Annotated in this window: 16 protein-coding genes and 1 riboswitch; of the genes, 11 read left to right on the top strand and 5 right to left on the bottom strand. The window is 47.1% G+C overall.

Annotated elements, in window-relative coordinates:
* Nucleotides 1-269: 269 nt before the first annotated feature.
* The gene (brnQ, locus tag EEX84_RS12885) at nucleotides 270-1,640 is read left to right on the top strand and encodes a branched-chain amino acid transport system II carrier protein (protein WP_123166062.1); all 1,371 of its coding nucleotides are present in this window, start codon (nucleotides 270-272) and stop codon (nucleotides 1,638-1,640) included.
* Nucleotides 1,641-1,841: 201 nt separating this feature from the next.
* Here brnQ and EEX84_RS12880 read toward each other — a convergent pair whose 3' ends face one another.
* Nucleotides 1,842-2,504 carry a GntR family transcriptional regulator gene (locus EEX84_RS12880; protein ID WP_123166061.1) on the bottom strand — a complete coding sequence of 221 codons (663 nt, stop codon included), beginning with the start codon at nucleotides 2,502-2,504 and terminating at the stop codon, nucleotides 1,842-1,844.
* 176 nt (nucleotides 2,505-2,680) lie between these two features.
* On the opposite strand from EEX84_RS12880, the gene EEX84_RS12875 reads away from it, so the two are divergent.
* Nucleotides 2,681-3,040 (top strand): SpoIIAA family protein, encoded by a 360-nt coding sequence (locus tag EEX84_RS12875; protein ID WP_123166060.1) that lies wholly within the window; start codon nucleotides 2,681-2,683, stop codon nucleotides 3,038-3,040.
* A 133-nt stretch (nucleotides 3,041-3,173) separates the two neighbouring features.
* On the opposite strand, the gene EEX84_RS12870 is transcribed toward EEX84_RS12875, so the two are convergent.
* The gene (locus EEX84_RS12870; RefSeq protein WP_123166059.1) at nucleotides 3,174-3,383 is read right to left on the bottom strand and encodes a hypothetical protein; all 210 of its coding nucleotides are present in this window, start codon (nucleotides 3,381-3,383) and stop codon (nucleotides 3,174-3,176) included.
* 105 nt (nucleotides 3,384-3,488) lie between these two features.
* Here EEX84_RS12870 and EEX84_RS12865 point away from each other — a divergent pair, with 105 nt between their 5' ends.
* From EEX84_RS12865 to EEX84_RS12830, 8 genes are all read left to right on the top strand, one after another.
* The gene (locus tag EEX84_RS12865) at nucleotides 3,489-4,682 is read left to right on the top strand and encodes a class I SAM-dependent rRNA methyltransferase (RefSeq protein ID WP_123166058.1); all 1,194 of its coding nucleotides are present in this window, start codon (nucleotides 3,489-3,491) and stop codon (nucleotides 4,680-4,682) included.
* A gap of 28 nt (nucleotides 4,683-4,710) precedes the next feature.
* On the top strand, nucleotides 4,711-5,208 hold the full coding sequence (locus EEX84_RS12860) for a DUF1648 domain-containing protein (protein WP_123166057.1): 498 nt from the start codon (nucleotides 4,711-4,713) through the stop codon (nucleotides 5,206-5,208).
* Between the two features lie 118 nt (nucleotides 5,209-5,326).
* Nucleotides 5,327-5,629, top strand: coding sequence for a DUF3817 domain-containing protein (locus tag EEX84_RS12855; protein WP_275669736.1), 303 nt, complete (start codon nucleotides 5,327-5,329; stop codon nucleotides 5,627-5,629).
* 104 nt (nucleotides 5,630-5,733) lie between these two features.
* Entirely contained in the window at nucleotides 5,734-6,948 is a 1,215-nt protein-coding gene (locus EEX84_RS12850) for an MFS transporter (protein WP_192892971.1), read from the top strand.
* A gap of 31 nt (nucleotides 6,949-6,979) precedes the next feature.
* Complete coding sequence (locus tag EEX84_RS12845) at nucleotides 6,980-8,722, top strand: ABC transporter ATP-binding protein (protein ID WP_123166055.1); 1,743 nt, start codon at nucleotides 6,980-6,982, stop codon at nucleotides 8,720-8,722.
* Nucleotides 8,723-8,784: 62 nt separating this feature from the next.
* The gene (locus tag EEX84_RS12840) at nucleotides 8,785-9,549 is read left to right on the top strand and encodes a MerR family transcriptional regulator (protein WP_123166054.1); all 765 of its coding nucleotides are present in this window, start codon (nucleotides 8,785-8,787) and stop codon (nucleotides 9,547-9,549) included.
* 95 nt (nucleotides 9,550-9,644) lie between these two features.
* A complete protein-coding gene (locus EEX84_RS12835) occupies nucleotides 9,645-10,403 on the top strand; it encodes an endonuclease/exonuclease/phosphatase family protein (RefSeq protein ID WP_123166053.1) in 759 nt (252 codons plus the stop codon).
* A gap of 100 nt (nucleotides 10,404-10,503) precedes the next feature.
* The gene (locus EEX84_RS12830) at nucleotides 10,504-11,346 is read left to right on the top strand and encodes an endonuclease/exonuclease/phosphatase family protein (RefSeq protein WP_240033983.1); all 843 of its coding nucleotides are present in this window, start codon (nucleotides 10,504-10,506) and stop codon (nucleotides 11,344-11,346) included.
* Between the two features lie 50 nt (nucleotides 11,347-11,396).
* On the opposite strand, the gene EEX84_RS12825 is transcribed toward EEX84_RS12830, so the two are convergent.
* Together EEX84_RS12825 and queF are read right to left on the bottom strand one after the other, a co-directional pair.
* Complete coding sequence (locus tag EEX84_RS12825) at nucleotides 11,397-12,026, bottom strand: queuosine precursor transporter (protein WP_123166052.1); 630 nt, start codon at nucleotides 12,024-12,026, stop codon at nucleotides 11,397-11,399.
* Between the two features lie 12 nt (nucleotides 12,027-12,038).
* Complete coding sequence (gene queF, locus EEX84_RS12820) at nucleotides 12,039-12,533, bottom strand: preQ(1) synthase (RefSeq protein WP_123166051.1); 495 nt, start codon at nucleotides 12,531-12,533, stop codon at nucleotides 12,039-12,041.
* A 95-nt stretch (nucleotides 12,534-12,628) separates the two neighbouring features.
* Nucleotides 12,629-12,676, bottom strand: a riboswitch (PreQ1 riboswitch).
* A 100-nt stretch (nucleotides 12,677-12,776) separates the two neighbouring features.
* On the opposite strand from queF, the gene EEX84_RS12815 reads away from it, so the two are divergent.
* Complete coding sequence (locus EEX84_RS12815) at nucleotides 12,777-13,679, top strand: cation diffusion facilitator family transporter (protein WP_123166050.1); 903 nt, start codon at nucleotides 12,777-12,779, stop codon at nucleotides 13,677-13,679.
* Nucleotides 13,680-13,730: 51 nt separating this feature from the next.
* Here EEX84_RS12815 and EEX84_RS12810 read toward each other — a convergent pair whose 3' ends face one another.
* Entirely contained in the window at nucleotides 13,731-15,053 is a 1,323-nt protein-coding gene (locus tag EEX84_RS12810; protein WP_123166049.1) for a cytochrome P450, read from the bottom strand.
* Between the last annotated feature and the right edge of the window lie 69 nt (nucleotides 15,054-15,122).

Raw genomic sequence — 15,122 nt, 5'->3', positions numbered from 1 at the left:
GTGGAACCTTACCAAGCCCGTATGATACCTTCGTTGTCATGGAAGTTATTTCAAAAAAACAGTTAAAAAAACGGTTAGACGAAATAAACAGATTTTTTTAAAATTTTGAAAGAAATCACTTGTGTTTTCCTAAAAATATTGTATTATTACTTTATGCAATATATCGCATACTGTTTTTAAGAATACTAAGATACTATATTAGAAATATTATCTTATCAAAAATATTTAGTAAGGAACTAGTATTCCTTACACAACAGGAGGAAAAACAGATGGACAGCAAAATTTCTTTTAAATCATACGGTATTATCGGCATGATGTTATTCGCCTTATTTTTCGGTGCCGGGAACTTGATTTTCCCAGCACAATTGGGTCAATATGCGGGAGCGGAAGTATGGATCGGCATTGTCGGATTCCTGATTACCGGCGTCGGATTGCCGCTTCTTGGCATCATGGCAATCGGTTACTCAAAAAGCAGTGATTTGCAGGATCTCTCCAGTCGCGTGCATCCGGTTTACGGTGTCATTTTCACGGCGTTGCTGTATTTGACGATTGGACCGTTTTTTGCTCTTCCAAGAACCGGAGCTGTAGCATTCGAAGTGGGGATTGCTCCTTTTGCCGCAGAAAGTTCCTGGGGCACCGTACTTCTCGTATTTTCAATCATCTTTTTCGCAATCGCCATGTTGCTGTCGTTAAATCCATCAAAAATGGTCAACAGCATCGGCAAACTATTGTCCCCAGCCATTTTGGTGACATTGGCCGTCCTGTTGGTTGCTGCTTTGTTTGCTCCAATGGGCAGTCTGGGAACTCCGCAGGGAGGATATGCAGAAAATGCCTTCATGACCGGGTTCTTTGAAGGATACAACACAATGGATGCCTTGGCATCTTTGGTTTTCGGCATTATTGTCATCGCTGCTGTCCGCAAACTGGGTGTTCATTCGCCTAAAGGGATTTTGTCGGCTACACTGAAAAGCGGGATTGTCGCGGCAATTTTGTTGGCGGTGGCATATACCGGCATTGCTTACTTGGGGGCAACAAGTACAGGCACCCTTGGTCTTTTGGATAACGGAGGACCCGTGTTGAGCGGGGCATCTTCCCATTATTTCGGAACTTTCGGGGCGCTGTTGTTGGCCGTCATCATCACGCTGGCATGTTTGACGACAGCAGTCGGCTTGATCGTGGCCAACTCGGAGTTTTTCCATAAGCTGACACCCAAAATCAGCTACAAAACGTATGTAGTCATTTTCTCTCTGTTCTCATTGGTAGTTGCCAATGCTGGATTGTCAAACATCATCACTTATTCAATTCCGGTATTGATGTTCTTGTACCCGTTGGCGATTGTGTTGATGGCTCTTGCCTTTTTGTCTCCGCTGTTCAAGCACGATCGTAGCGTGTACGTCTCGGCGATTACGGTGACTTTCTTTGTCGCTGTCGTTGATGGCTTGAAAACTTTAACTGGATCGCTTGGCGTTGCCAACTCGTCATGGCTGCAGTCCATCATCGATTTCTATGCAACCGTACTGCCGTTTTACAATGAAGGGCTTGGATGGGCGATGCCGGCATTGGTCGTTATTGCGGTTACCACACTTATTGCACGCAGCAGAAAAGCTGTTCACGCAACGACGGCTTCAAACGAAGCATAATTCAAGAAACACAGGCCAGTCCAAAATGGGCTGGCTTCTCATAAAAAAGCTGTTCCGGAAAGCACATTGCTTTTCCGGAACAGCTTTTTTTAACGGAGTAATCTTGAAGTTATTTATATATTGAAGAAACACAGGGGAGAAGAGTCTACTGCTCCTGCATTGCTGGCCTTGGTGCAAAGATATGGCCCAAGCTTCTTTGAATTATATTTTCCCTGCTGAAGTCAGTTCGTCAACGGTACGGACCCAATTGGCTTTCATCAGAGCGGCCACTTTGTCGGCGTCTTTTTCTTTAAAAGCTTCAATGATTTCTTGGTGTTCCTCGCATGACCGTGTCGTCAGAACGAGCTTATTGTGATAGAACTGCCTTCTGACATGAGCTTGGAGACGGCCAAGCATGACGCTGATATAGGGGTTGTCGGCAGCATCCACAACGATCTGGTGGAACTCTTCATCGATTTTCAATGCCGCAAAATCGTTGTTTTTTTTGATGGCATCGGCAAAACGACGGTTGGTTTCCTCGAGCAGTTCGAAATGTTCTCCGGTTAAATTCGGAATGGCCAGTTCACCGGATAATGCCTGCAAAACAGCCAGCGGAGGAAGAAGGTTTTTGAGGTCGTCTTTCGGCACTTCCGTTACACGTGTAGCTTTTCCCGGAAACATCTCCACAAATCCCTGCACTTCCAAAAGCTGCAGCGCCTCACGGATCGGCGTTCTGCTCAAATTCAAAGCTTGTGCCAGTTCAGTGTCTGCCAACTTTTCGCCAGGCTGTAAAGTTCCATCAATAATCCATTGCTGCAATTGCAAAAAAGCACTTTCTTTCGCTGTAAGGCGTACAGGTTTCGAGTGGTCCGTTGGAACCGGCATGGCAAATCTCCCTTTCTATAGAGCACGTTTTTTTAATTATACACCAAAATACAGCGCGTGGAAGCGTTGATTATACAATATATCGCTGTACTGCCGTTAAGAGTAAACCCATCCTGTTTGCAGGCGCTCGGAAAGGGAATAAGGAAACTAACGATTATTTCAGGAGGAGGGAAGGTATGCTGTCTTTTATCCCCAGCAAAGACACCAACACCATCGCTATTGAGTTTGACGGCAAGGCAACGAAAGAAGATCTGCAGAAAATGGATCGTGTCATCGAAGAAAAATTCTCTGACAAGGAAAAGTTTAATGTCTACGCCGTCATGCACGATATCGATGGAGCGACAGTAAAAGCGATGGCAGAAGAAATGAAAATCGACGCCAAACGGTGGAGCCAGTATCACAAACTGGCGGTAATCAGTGAGAAAAACTGGCTCGAAACCATGACGGACATGAGTGACTACCTGCCGGGAATCAAAGCAAAGCATTTTGCACCGGATCAGATGAACGAGGCATGGGATTGGATACAGCAGGAATAGAGGAAGCTGGAGACGTTTTGCCGTGTGGCAAAGCGTCTTTTCATCGAACGCCACTAGGTAAGGCATCACCGCAACTAAAGCCAGCAATGCAAAGAAAAGAGCCGTTTGCGTGAACGTAAACGGCTCTTTCCTGCTATTCCTCTTCCTCTTCAATCTCCAAAAGCTCTGCTTTGACGATGTGGAACATGTTGAGAACGATTGTGTTGCCATTTCGGTTTTCCACCGGCATGAAACTGACGGCCACACCCGGAAAATTGTATTCGAGTGGACCTTCAATGCGCACATCCTCAATCCATTCGCCGGTGGTCAACAGAATGCGGTAAACATGAAATCGTTTCTGCATCATTCTCCCTCCTCTTTTATTCGCCGTGAAACAGGTGTATTGCCAGAAGCTTTGTATTACAGTTATTATATGACAAATGAGCTTTAACAGATAGGATGAGGAATTGTGGAGCAGGAAGTTACAGTAAAGATTAATGACAAAATGGCAGGCGCTTATGCAAAAGGATATCCGCTGATTACAAAAGAAGCGGTGGAAAGCAGCGAAGCTTTGAAAACGGAAGGTGCGATTGTGCATCTGACGGACAAACGGGGCCGATTTTTGGCAAAAGGATATTACGGCAAACAGAACAAGGGATTGGGCTGGGTGCTGACACGTGACGCAGAGGAAGCAATCGATCAGTCATTCATCGAACGCATTCTGGCTGCTGCAGTCCAGCGGCGGAAAACTTATTTTGACGATCCGGAGACGACGGCGTTCCGTGTCTTCAATGGCGAAGGGGACGGCTTCGGCGGCCTGACCATTGACTATTTTGACGGTTTCTATATGATCAGCTGGTACAGCGAAGGGATTTATACGTTTAAAGAACTGGTGGTCGCGGCGCTTGAACAAGTGGTAAACGCGAAAGGGATTTACGAGAAAAAGCGATTTGACACCAAAGGGCAATACATTGATGACGATGATTTTGTTACAGGACAGCGCGGCGAATTCCCGCTCATCGTCAAAGAAAATGGCGTCAATTTTGCCGTTTATTTGAATGACGGGGCCATGACGGGGATTTTCCTCGATCAGCGGGATGTGCGTAACACCATCAAAGAAAAGTACGCAAAAGGCAAGACTGTGTTGAACACGTTTTCGTACACTGGCGCTTTTTCGGTGGCCGCGGCGCTTGGCGGTGCTGTCAAGACGACCAGCGTCGATTTGGCAAAACGCAGTTCCAGCAAGACAATCGAACAATTCAGCGTCAACGGCATCGATTACGAAAGCCAGGATATCCTTGTTATGGATGTCTTTAATTACTTCAAATACGCCAAGCGCAAAGAATTGGCGTTCGATTTGGTGATTTTGGATCCGCCGAGTTTTGCACGTTCCAAAAAATACACGTTCAGCACATCAAAAGATTATACAGATCTGATGAAGCAGGCGATTGCCATTACCGAAAAAAACGGTGTTATTGTCGCTTCGACCAACAGTGCCTCTTTCGACATGAAAAAATTTAAAGGATTCATCGATAAAGCATTCAAAGACCTCGGGAAAAAATACAGCATTGTGGAGGAATTTACGCTGCCATCTGACTTCCGTGTGCAAAAAGAGTTTAAAGCGGGCGATTATTTGAAAGTATTGTTCGTAAAATTAAAGTAGATGATTTGTCAGGAAAGGGAAGCTTGCAATGAATCTAAAAAAGCAGCCAGTATTCAAAATAGAAAAAACGTTTCTTGAACGGCTATTTGACTGGATCGGTATTTTCTCATTTCTTGCAGCGACCATTTTTCTCATTATCGAATGGCCATCGATTCCCGAAACTGTGCCGATGCATTTCGATGCAAGCGGCGAAGCGGATGGCTGGGGACCGCGCTGGACGATTTTCCTGCTGCTCGCTGTGGGGCTCGCCCTGTGGATCGGTTTGTATTTTCTTGAAAAAGTGCCCCATGTCCATAATTATTTAAATCTGACAGAACAAAACGTCAGGCAGCAATACAAAAATTCACAGCTGCTCCTCAATGTGCTGAAAAACGAAATTCTTGTCTTTTTTTCTTATTTCACCTGGAGTTCAGTGCAAATCGCCAAAGGCCAGGCAGATTCACTCGGCACATGGGCATTGCCGGTGTTCCTGGTTATCATTTTCGGTTCATTGGGCTTTTTCATGATCCGCAGCCTCCGTCTGTAATCAAAGATGTGGCGGAAGTTTGAAAGACCGTCTTCTTTTTTGCCTGATAGCCTCCACTGCCCTTGTGAAATCCAAATTTCTCCTTTTATAATGGATGATAGATAGCGAGGGGAAAAAATTGAAAAACGCATTAAAGCAATTTCGTTTTATGGGCATACTGGAAGGCGGGTCGCTGCTGGTTTTGCTGTTCATCGCCATGCCATTGAAATACTTCTTCGGCTTTCCGGAAGCGGTCAGTGTCGTTGGAGCCATTCACGGCGGCTTGTTCACGGTTTATTGTCTTGCCATTCTGTACGCGACATTTGCGGTAAAGTGGCCGTTCCGTTTCACGGTCGGCGCATTGGCAGTGGCATTCATCCCATTCGGCAATTTCGTATTGGACAGACGGCTCGAGAACTGGAAACAATTGAAGATGTCTTAATTAATACACCTGCGGAAATGTTCCGCAGGTGTATTTTCGTTTGGGGTTCGATTGTTCTATAATGGAATCATTGATTGAAAAATTTGATAAATGGAGGCAGTACAATGGCAAGAGCAATAAGTTCTTCTTCGTTAGCCGGAAATCCGGTTTATCCCGTCATGTTGGCGATTGGCGGCTGCCATTTGTTGAATGATACGCTGCAGGCGGTGGTTCCCGCGATCTTCCCGATTCTCGAGGCGGATATGGGATTGTCCTTTACACAGCTTGGCATGATTGCTTTTGCCTTGAATATCGTCGCATCTGTGCTTCAGCCGGTTGTTGGCTTTATCAGCGATAAAAAGCCGATGCCTTTTGCATTGCCGCTGGGGATGACAAGTTCTTTTATCGGCATTGCGGGCCTGGCTTTTGCCCCTGAATACTGGCTGATTGTCATATCAGTGGTTTTCCTTGGGCTCGGTTCAGCCATATTCCATCCGGAAGGCTCCCGTGTTTCGTTTATGGCGGCAGGTTCAAAGAGAGGGTTGTCGCAGTCGATTTATCAAGTGGGAGGAAACTCGGGCCAGGCGCTGGCTCCGTTGATCGGTGCTTTTATATTGGTGCCGCTCGGTCAGCAGGGTGCTGCGTTGTTTTTGCTCGTCGCGGCTTTCGGCATCTTCGTGTTGTCGAAAATTTCGTTATGGTATAAAGACACATTGGAAAAGGAAAAACTGAGCAAAGTGAAGAAAGTAATACGGTCCTCCTTGCCCGAGATGACGAAAAAGCAAGTGGGAGTTGCGTTGATACTTTTGCTGGTCATCATCTTTGCGCGGTCTTTCTATGTCACGAATATGACCAGCTTTTATATCTTTCATTTGATTGAATCGTACGGACTGACTATCCAGCAAGGCCAGCTGTATATTTTTCTGTTCCTTGGTGTAGGTGCGGTGGGAACTTTTTTCGGCGGGCCGCTTGCCGATAAAATCGGCCGCAAGAATGTCATTGTGCTGTCATTGGCCGTTCCGATTCCGCTGGCTGTTATCCTGCCTTACGTTCCTTTGTTTGCAGTGCTGATGCTTCTTGCGCTGATTGGCTTTTTCATCATGCTGAGCTTTTCGGTGACAGTGGTCTATGCACAGGAGCTGGTACCGAGCAAAATCGGTACAATGGCCGGGCTGACGGTAGGTCTGGCGTTTGGCATGGGTGCGATCGGCGGTGTGGTCATTGGTATGTTGATGGACTATATCGGCGTTTACCAGACGATGATTATTGTATCGTTCCTGCCGATTATCGGGTTGGTCGGTTTCGCTTTGCCGAGTGACCGGAAAATCAAAGCTGTCTAAATCGAATTGCAATGGATAGGAGATCTTTTTTATGAAAGAACAACAACAGAATACCGGCTTGAAACCGTTCGTTTCCCTCATTTTATCTTTGAAAATCCCGAAGCTGGCACTGGTCTTCGGATTGCTGGCGAGCTTGATAACGACGCTTGTCGGGCTTGTCGTGCCACTGTTGACAAGAAATTTGGTGGATGGCTTTTCGGTGGATTCGTTAAGCACTCCATTAATAATCGGCATTGCGGCCGCTTTTATTGTACAGGCGGTCATCAATGGTGCTTCGATTTACTTGCTCAGCATGGTGGGCCAAAGAATTGTGGCGGGCCTGCGTGACAAGATGTGGCTTCGGCTGATCCGGTTGCGCGTCAGTTATTTCGATCAGCATTCAAGTGGTGAGACAGTCAGCCGGGTGGTCAATGACACCGGCATTGTCCGGAATCTGATTACCGATCATTTCCCGAATTTCATCACGGGCATTATTTCCATTATCGGAGCGGTCATTATATTGCTTATCATGGACTGGAAAATGACATTGATCATGCTGCTTGCTGTGCCGGTCACTATCGCCATCATGATTCCGCTCGGCCGGCAGATGGCAAAAATCTCACGGAATCTGCAAGACGAGACAGCTTTGTTCACAGGAAATGTGCAGCAGACGCTGAGCGAAATCCGTTTGATGAAATCATCCACCGCCGAACTGGCCGAACAGCAAAAAGGATTGAACGGGATCAGCCGTTTGTTCACCATCGGTATGCGGGAAGCGAAAATTTATGCCTTGATTGCACCGCTTATGTACGTAGTGATCATGGCTGTGATTGTGGCGATTATTGGCTACGGTGGGATTCGTGTGACAGAAGGCACGATGACCACGGGGTCGCTCGTGGCGTTTTTGTTGTACTTGTTCCAGATCATCATGCCGATGACGACATTTGCCATGTTTTTTACAGAACTGCAAAAAGCAAAAGGGGCGACAGAGCGCATCATCGAAATACTGGAGTTGCCGCTTGAGGAATCGCATACGGGAATTGAAATGGATATCACAGGCAAGGCATTGCAAGTGCAAGATGTCACGTTTTCGTATAATCAGCAGGAACAGCCGGTTCTTCAACATATTTCGTTTACCGCACAGCCGGGAGAAATGATTGCTTTTGCAGGCCCCAGCGGCGGCGGAAAAACCACCATCTTCGGTTTACTTGAACGCTTTTACGAACCCGATTCTGGAGAAATTACCATCGGCAGTGTACCGATTTCGGATATTTCCATTGCTTCCTGGCGTGACCAAATCGGCTATGTGTCTCAGGAAAGTGCCATGATGGGTGGAACCATCCGGGCGAATTTGACCTACGGCTTGCCTGGCAACGAAACCATTGAAGACGAAGAGCTTTGGGCCGTGGCGCGTATGGCTTACGCGGAAGATTTCATCAAAGCGTTTCCAAAAGGCCTGGATACGGAAGTGGGCGAACGGGGAGTCAAGTTGTCCGGAGGGCAGCGGCAGCGTATTGCCATTGCACGTGCATTTTTGCGCGATCCCAAAATTCTCATGATGGACGAAGCGACAGCCAGTCTGGACAGTCAATCAGAAGGGATTGTCCAACAGGCGTTGAGCCGTCTGATGCAGGGGCGCACCACATTGGTCATCGCCCATCGGCTTTCGACCATTGTAGATGCTGATAAGATCGTTTTCATTGAAAAAGGACATGTCACCGGCATTGGCAGCCATACTGAACTGATCGAGAAGCATTCCTTATACCGTGAATTTGCGGAACAGCAGTTAACGTGAATTTCCTGTTTGACATTGACGTTGCGTGAAGGTGTAGAGTGGAGTTATCAGGAGGTGAGCGCATGGAATATACGGTGCAGAAGTTGGGGGAACTGGCTGGCGTCTCGACAAGGACGCTGCGGTATTACGATGAAATCGGAATTTTGAAGCCTGCCAGAAAAAATTCCTCAGGTTACCGGATTTACGGGCAGCGCGAAGTGGATCGACTGCAGCAGATCCTTTTCTACCGGGAACTGGGGGTGGACTTGAAAAGCATCAAAAAAATAGTCACCGACCCTGCTTTTGATGGTGCCGACGCGTTAAAGAGACATCGCCAGCAGCTGGTTGAAAAGCGACGGCAGCTGGACCTCCTGATCATGAATGTGGAAAAGACCATTTCCGCAGCAGAAGGGAAGAGTTCAATGGCGGATAAAGAAAAGTTCGAGGGCTTTAAACAACAGCTGATAGAGGACAATGAACAGCAGTACGGTCAAGAAATTCGTGAAAAGTACGGCAACGAAGAAGTTGACAAGTCGAATGCCAGAATGCTGAATATGAACGAGCAGCAATACCGGCAATTTACACAGCTGGAGCAGGAAGTGCTGGCTGTGTTAAGAGAGGCTTGTGAAACAGGCGATCCTTCAAGCGAAACGGCACAAAAAGCGGCGGATTTGCATAAGCAGTGGCTGGCTTTTACATGGCCATCCTATAGCAAAGAAGCGCATGCCGGACTTGCGCAGATGTATGTGGACGACGAACGGTTCGCCGCCTATTACAATAAAGTGCATCCAAAAGCTGCCGAGTTTTTACGGGATGCAGTGCACATTTATACCGGATTTAAAAAATAGGCTGAAAAGTGCACAATTCGTTGGTTGTGCACTTTTTTTTAGTTTCTGATTAAGGACAAAAGGGAATTATACTCAAAAAAAGAGAGGTGAAGAAGATGCAATCGGACAGAAGCGTTAGGGTTGTCACCTTTAACATCGGAAGTGGCAGGGATATGGAAGGACATATTGATTTGCCTGGGACTGCTGAACTGCTTGGCCACGCAAAAGCCGACATCATCGGACTGCAGGAAGTGGATCGCCATTTTTCCAGCCGCAGCCATTTTGCAGACCAAGTAAACTGGCTGGCGGAGCAGTTGGATATGTATGCCGCATACGGTCCGAATATTGACTTGCCTGCCACTGAAGAGGGACGGCCGAACCGTCAGTATGGAAACGCAGTTTTCAGTAAACATCCGATTGTTTCCTGTCAAAATCACCTCTTGGCCAGTGTGCCGAACGAACAAAGTGGAAATGAACAGCGGGGTGTATTGGAAACGATCATAAATATTGAAGGTACGACAATCGCTTTTTTGAATACCCATTTTTCATTGGATGAGCAGGAACAGCATTTAGGGGTGGACACCTTGATTGCCATTACAGAGCAATTGGAGGTACCGTCCATTATTGTGGGAGATTTTAATATGACAATTGATGAGCCGCCGATGGAGCGCCTCTTTTCCCATTTCAATCCAGCCCTTCCGCGGAACATGCATTACCCGACAACCTATAGTCGGGATGCGGAAAAAGGAAACCGTCTCGATTACATCCTCTCCGATAAGCATTGGTCAACAAAGCTGGTAGCTGTACTTCCCACAGACGTTTCGGATCATTTTCCGGTCTTGGCTGACATGGAGCTGATTTTGGACTTGAAATAAAACTTTACATAAACTCAACAACATTTCTTGTATTTCTTTGTTATACTCGGGGTGACAAAGAAAGAAGCCGAATGGTTTCGATCAAAAAGGAGAGGTTCGAGTGTCTGAGAACGAAGATCCCGTCAATATAGCTGTAAGAGTAATGTCGTTTAACATCGCCCACGGATTAGGAATGGATGGAGTAGTGGATTTGGAGAAAACTGCCCGTGTCATCGAGGAATCGGAAGTGGAGATCATAGGCTTACAAGAAGTGGATCGTTTTTTTTCAGCGCGCAGTTCTTTTATTGACCAGGTCGACTGGCTGAGTAAGAGGCTGGGGATGTATGCGGCATTCGGTGCCAATCTGAACGTGGAATCCGAAGAGTTGGAACGGCCGATCGCACAATACGGCAATGCGGTATTGAGTAAATATCCAATCAGGTATGCGGAAAATCATAAGTTGACGCAAGTTATTGCTCCGATTGGCAATAATGAGCCGAGAGGAATTCTGGAAACGGTGGTCGACATCAAGGGAACTTATATCAGTTTTTTCAATACCCATTTTTCGTTGAAAGATGAAGAATTGAAAGTCAGTGTTTTAGAGCTTCTCGAAATTTCAGGGAAGAGCCGGTTTCCCCGCATCGTTACAGGAGATTTTAATGCGCCACCAAGGCATGAGGAAATGAGCAGGATAAAGCACCACTTTCAGGATGCTTTCCTGAAAGTGAAAAAAGGTGATGCTTATACGTATCCCTCCCCTTACGTCAATCAGGATACCAGAGAGATTTTCAGACCGGCGACAAGAATTGATTATGTCTTCACGGATGACGGGTTTGAAGTCAGTCAGGCAGAAGCGATCGAAACAGCGGTGTCTGATCATTTGCCCATTATTGCTGACTTGGTCCTGACGAAAATACCGGGCCGTACAAAACAACCAGCAAAGACACAAAGCATAAAACTGTAAAAATTCTTAATAGGAAAGGCCGGAAGCTCTTCGCTTCCGGCCTGTTTCGTTTATCCATAAACTTGTTCAGTTGAGTGCTGTCTGCGTCTGCACAGTTTGACGAGCAAGTAGACAAGCGGTGTATCCGCGCCGGCCACTACCCATTTAAAGAGGTACTGTGTCACGATCATGCCAAGCAATGCGCCGGTCGGCAGAGTGCCGTAAAAAGCGATGGCGATAAAAAGCGTCGTATCCACCAATTGGCTGACCATGGTGGAAGCGTTGTTTCGGATCCACAATTTGGAATTGCCATGACGCTGTTTTAATTTGTGGAAAATCGTTACGTCCAGATGCTGGCTGATAAAATAAGACACGAGGCTTGCGAGTGTCACACGGAAGCCGGCAGAAAAGATCGTTTCAAAGGATGCCTGGTCACCGAAAAAAGGGGCAGCAGGCAAACGGATGGCAAAATAGATGAACAGCAGTGCACAAAGCTGGGTGATGAAACCGGCCCATACGGTTTGACGCGCCGCTTCTTTTCCGTATACTTCTGCAATGGTATCCGTGATTGGGAACGTAAAAACGTAGACGATGACGGCGGCCGGCAATACAGCCCATGGACCGATGCTGAAAAGTTTGACGGCCAGGATGTTTGATAAAATCAAAAGGCCGACAAAGGCACCATTCAAATAAAGCAACATGTTTTTCCCTCCTTACCGATTGGTGATCGTTTCGGGATTCATGTCGTGATTCATCATCCGGTACGATGCCATTTCTTCGTATTTTGTGCCTGGTTTGCCGTAATTGGTGTAAGGATCGATCGACAAGCCGCCGCGCGGTGTGAATTTGCCCCAGACTTCGATATAGCGGGGATCTAGCAAATCGATCAGGTCATTCATGATGATATTGACCACGTCTTCATGGAAATCTCCATGGTTGCGGAAACTGAAGAAATACAATTTCAGCGATTTGCTCTCCACCAATTTTTTATCAGGGATAAAGCTCAGGTAAATCGTAGCAAAATCCGGCTGGCCGGTCTGTGGACAAAGGGACGTGAATTCGGGATTGTTGAATTTCACGAAATAATCGCGGGTATGCATATTATCAATTGCCTCCAGAACTTCCGGAGCGTATGCGTATTTATATTTTGTGTCCTGATTGCCGAGCAATGTTAAATGATCCAATGTGTCTTCGTTTCTTCCTGCCATAAAGATAGGCCTCCTTAAAAATGCCGGCTGGAGAGAGCCTATAAAAAACGGACAAAAGAAAAAGCCAAATCGCATGTGGATTTGGCTGAGCTTCAAAATCCATAGTTTTTTATAGAGGGTGAAATGCTATGAACCTCTCCCGTCGCCGGGTTATTTATTTTCCTCACTTATCGTATAAGACTTCCGCGGCGCTGTCAATTGCGTTTTTTGTTAGACTGTTTTCAAGAGAAAGGAGCTTGTGGAATGGGACACGATCACAGCCATTTTGAAGCTGCCCGGGAAGGAAACAGGAAAGCGCTTGTCGTGGCCCTTGCCATCACAGCAGGTATCATGCTGCTGGAATTTTTCGGCGGCCTTCTCACAAACAGTCTGGCATTGATCGCCGACAGCGGCCATATGCTGTCTGATACTGTATCACTGGCTCTCAGCCTGTCGGCGATTTGGTTTGCAGGAAAAGCTGCGTCTGCGCGGAAAACCTATGGCTATTACCGATTCGAAATCATTGCGGCTTTCTTTAATGGCATCACGTTGTTCGCCATGGCCGGCTTCATCGTCTATGAAGCCATTGAGCGGTTTTACGCGCCGCCTGAAGTGCAGGGAAGCCTGATGCTGCTCATTGCCGCCATTGGCCTGCTGGCAAACTTGCTGAGCGCCTGGGTATTGAACCGGAAAGCGGATGTCCATGAAAATCTTAATATGAAAAGTGCTTATCTGCATATTATCGGTGATGCTTTGGGTTCAGTCGGTGCGATTGTGGCGGGCTTGCTGATTCTGTGGTTCGGCTGGAACATTGCAGACCCGATTATTTCTGTGTTCGTGGCGCTGCTGATTTTGAAAAGCGCCTGGGGCATTCTTCAGAACAGCATCCACATTCTGATGGAAGGAACGCCGCCGACCATCGATCCGAAAGAAGTGAAATTGCTGTTGGAAGAAATTGACGGTGTCGTGGAAGTCCACGACCTGCATATCTGGACCATTACGTCGGGGCTTGATCTGTTCACGTGCCATATGAAGGCTGAGAACGAAGCTGACGAGCAGGAGCTGCTCAGCCAGGCCATTGCGCTGATCCATAACCGTTACAAAATCGAACATACGACTATTCAAATCGAAAAGTCTGCTGACATGCATGATGAATTGAAAGTCTAGCCACGTAAAAAAGCCGGTTTCCCCAAATAGGAAACCGGCTTTCTCTATTTATCAATGGACACGTGATTGTACGACTGTCTGGCTTTGTTCATGGAACAGGACGTTGTCGGGGCGGGCTCTCAGTTTTTGGACATCGCGGATGACAAAGTGGCTTTTTGGCATGGTCGGCATGCGGGCCATATCGTATGTCAAATCCTGATCGGGCACTGTGTAACGGATGTTGGTGGCCAGATACTTAAAGAAAGACTGCATAACCATGACCGTCATCCATTCACCGGCGCAACGATGACCCATGTGATGATCGCCGCCTCCTTGAGGGATAAAAGAGAACGGGCTGCCTTTCCAATTCTGGAACCGTTCGGGAACAAACTCCTCTGGACGATCCCATGAGTCCGGATGCCGGTTCGTGCCGTAAAGATCCAGTATGACCAGCATGTTCTTTTTGAAATGATAGCCGTGCCAAACAAAGTCTTTCTTCACTTTTGCCGCCATGGCGGGCGCAAATGGGTAATAGCGGCGGACTTCCTGAGCGAACATATGGCTGTAGTTGTCTTCATCCGCCTGCATTTTTGCCTTTGTTTCCGGATATTGGTGAAGTGCCATCGCTCCAAAGACGATGAGATAAGCGGTGGCAATCATCGGACGGTAGGCATTATTCAAATCAACTGCTGCGGTATGAAGGTCCAATAGTTTCCCTTCAGGCGTTTTTTGATGTGCCACAATATAGGCGGCGGTATAAGGCGGTGGGTTATAGACACCGGAGCGAATTTCCTTGATGATGCCTTCCAACCACTCTTCGTGGCTTTTGCGCGCTTTGGCCCCTTCTTTCAGGCGGTTCACGGAACCACCGAAAGAGTCAACCATGGCGACCAGTTCCTGTGTACGCTGTTTGACGTCGCTTTCTTTGAAAGGCAATCCTGCCCAGTGCATGACGGCCCGTGACAGTACCTCTTCCAGCTCGTCGAGAAGGATGACTTCATCCTGCGTTTCCCATTGATCCACTTTGGCATCCAGTTCCTGTATGGCCATGCGTTTGACTTCTTCCAGCCGTTCCGGTGTCATCATGGAAAGGAACATCCGTTTTTGATGGTGATGGTCTTCTCCGTCTCTGACATGGACACCGCCTTCGCCGAACAAGGTTTTCTTCAATGGTTTCGGAGCGGCTCCTTTGCGTTTAAAGTATTTATTGTCATAGAAGACGGCTGCCGCTTTTTCTCCGGCTATGCAGACGGCTTTTTGTCCGAGTAAGCGGGTTTCGAATATATCGGATTTCAGTTCTTTGCGGCGGCTTGGAAGAAAGTCGAAGCCTTCATTGATAAGTGATAATGTGCTGTCCAGTTCCTTGGCTTTGGGGATGGGAGTCTTCACCTTCATTTGATTCATCTCCTCTGTAATATTCCTCTTTAGACAGTACCCTTCCAAAGCGGGCGTAAACCCGTGACT

The organism is Planococcus salinus, assembly GCF_003719725.1.
Taxonomy (GTDB): Bacteria; Bacillota; Bacilli; order Bacillales_A; family Planococcaceae; genus Planococcus; species Planococcus salinus.
This window is presented reverse-complemented; position numbering and strand designations above follow the sequence as displayed.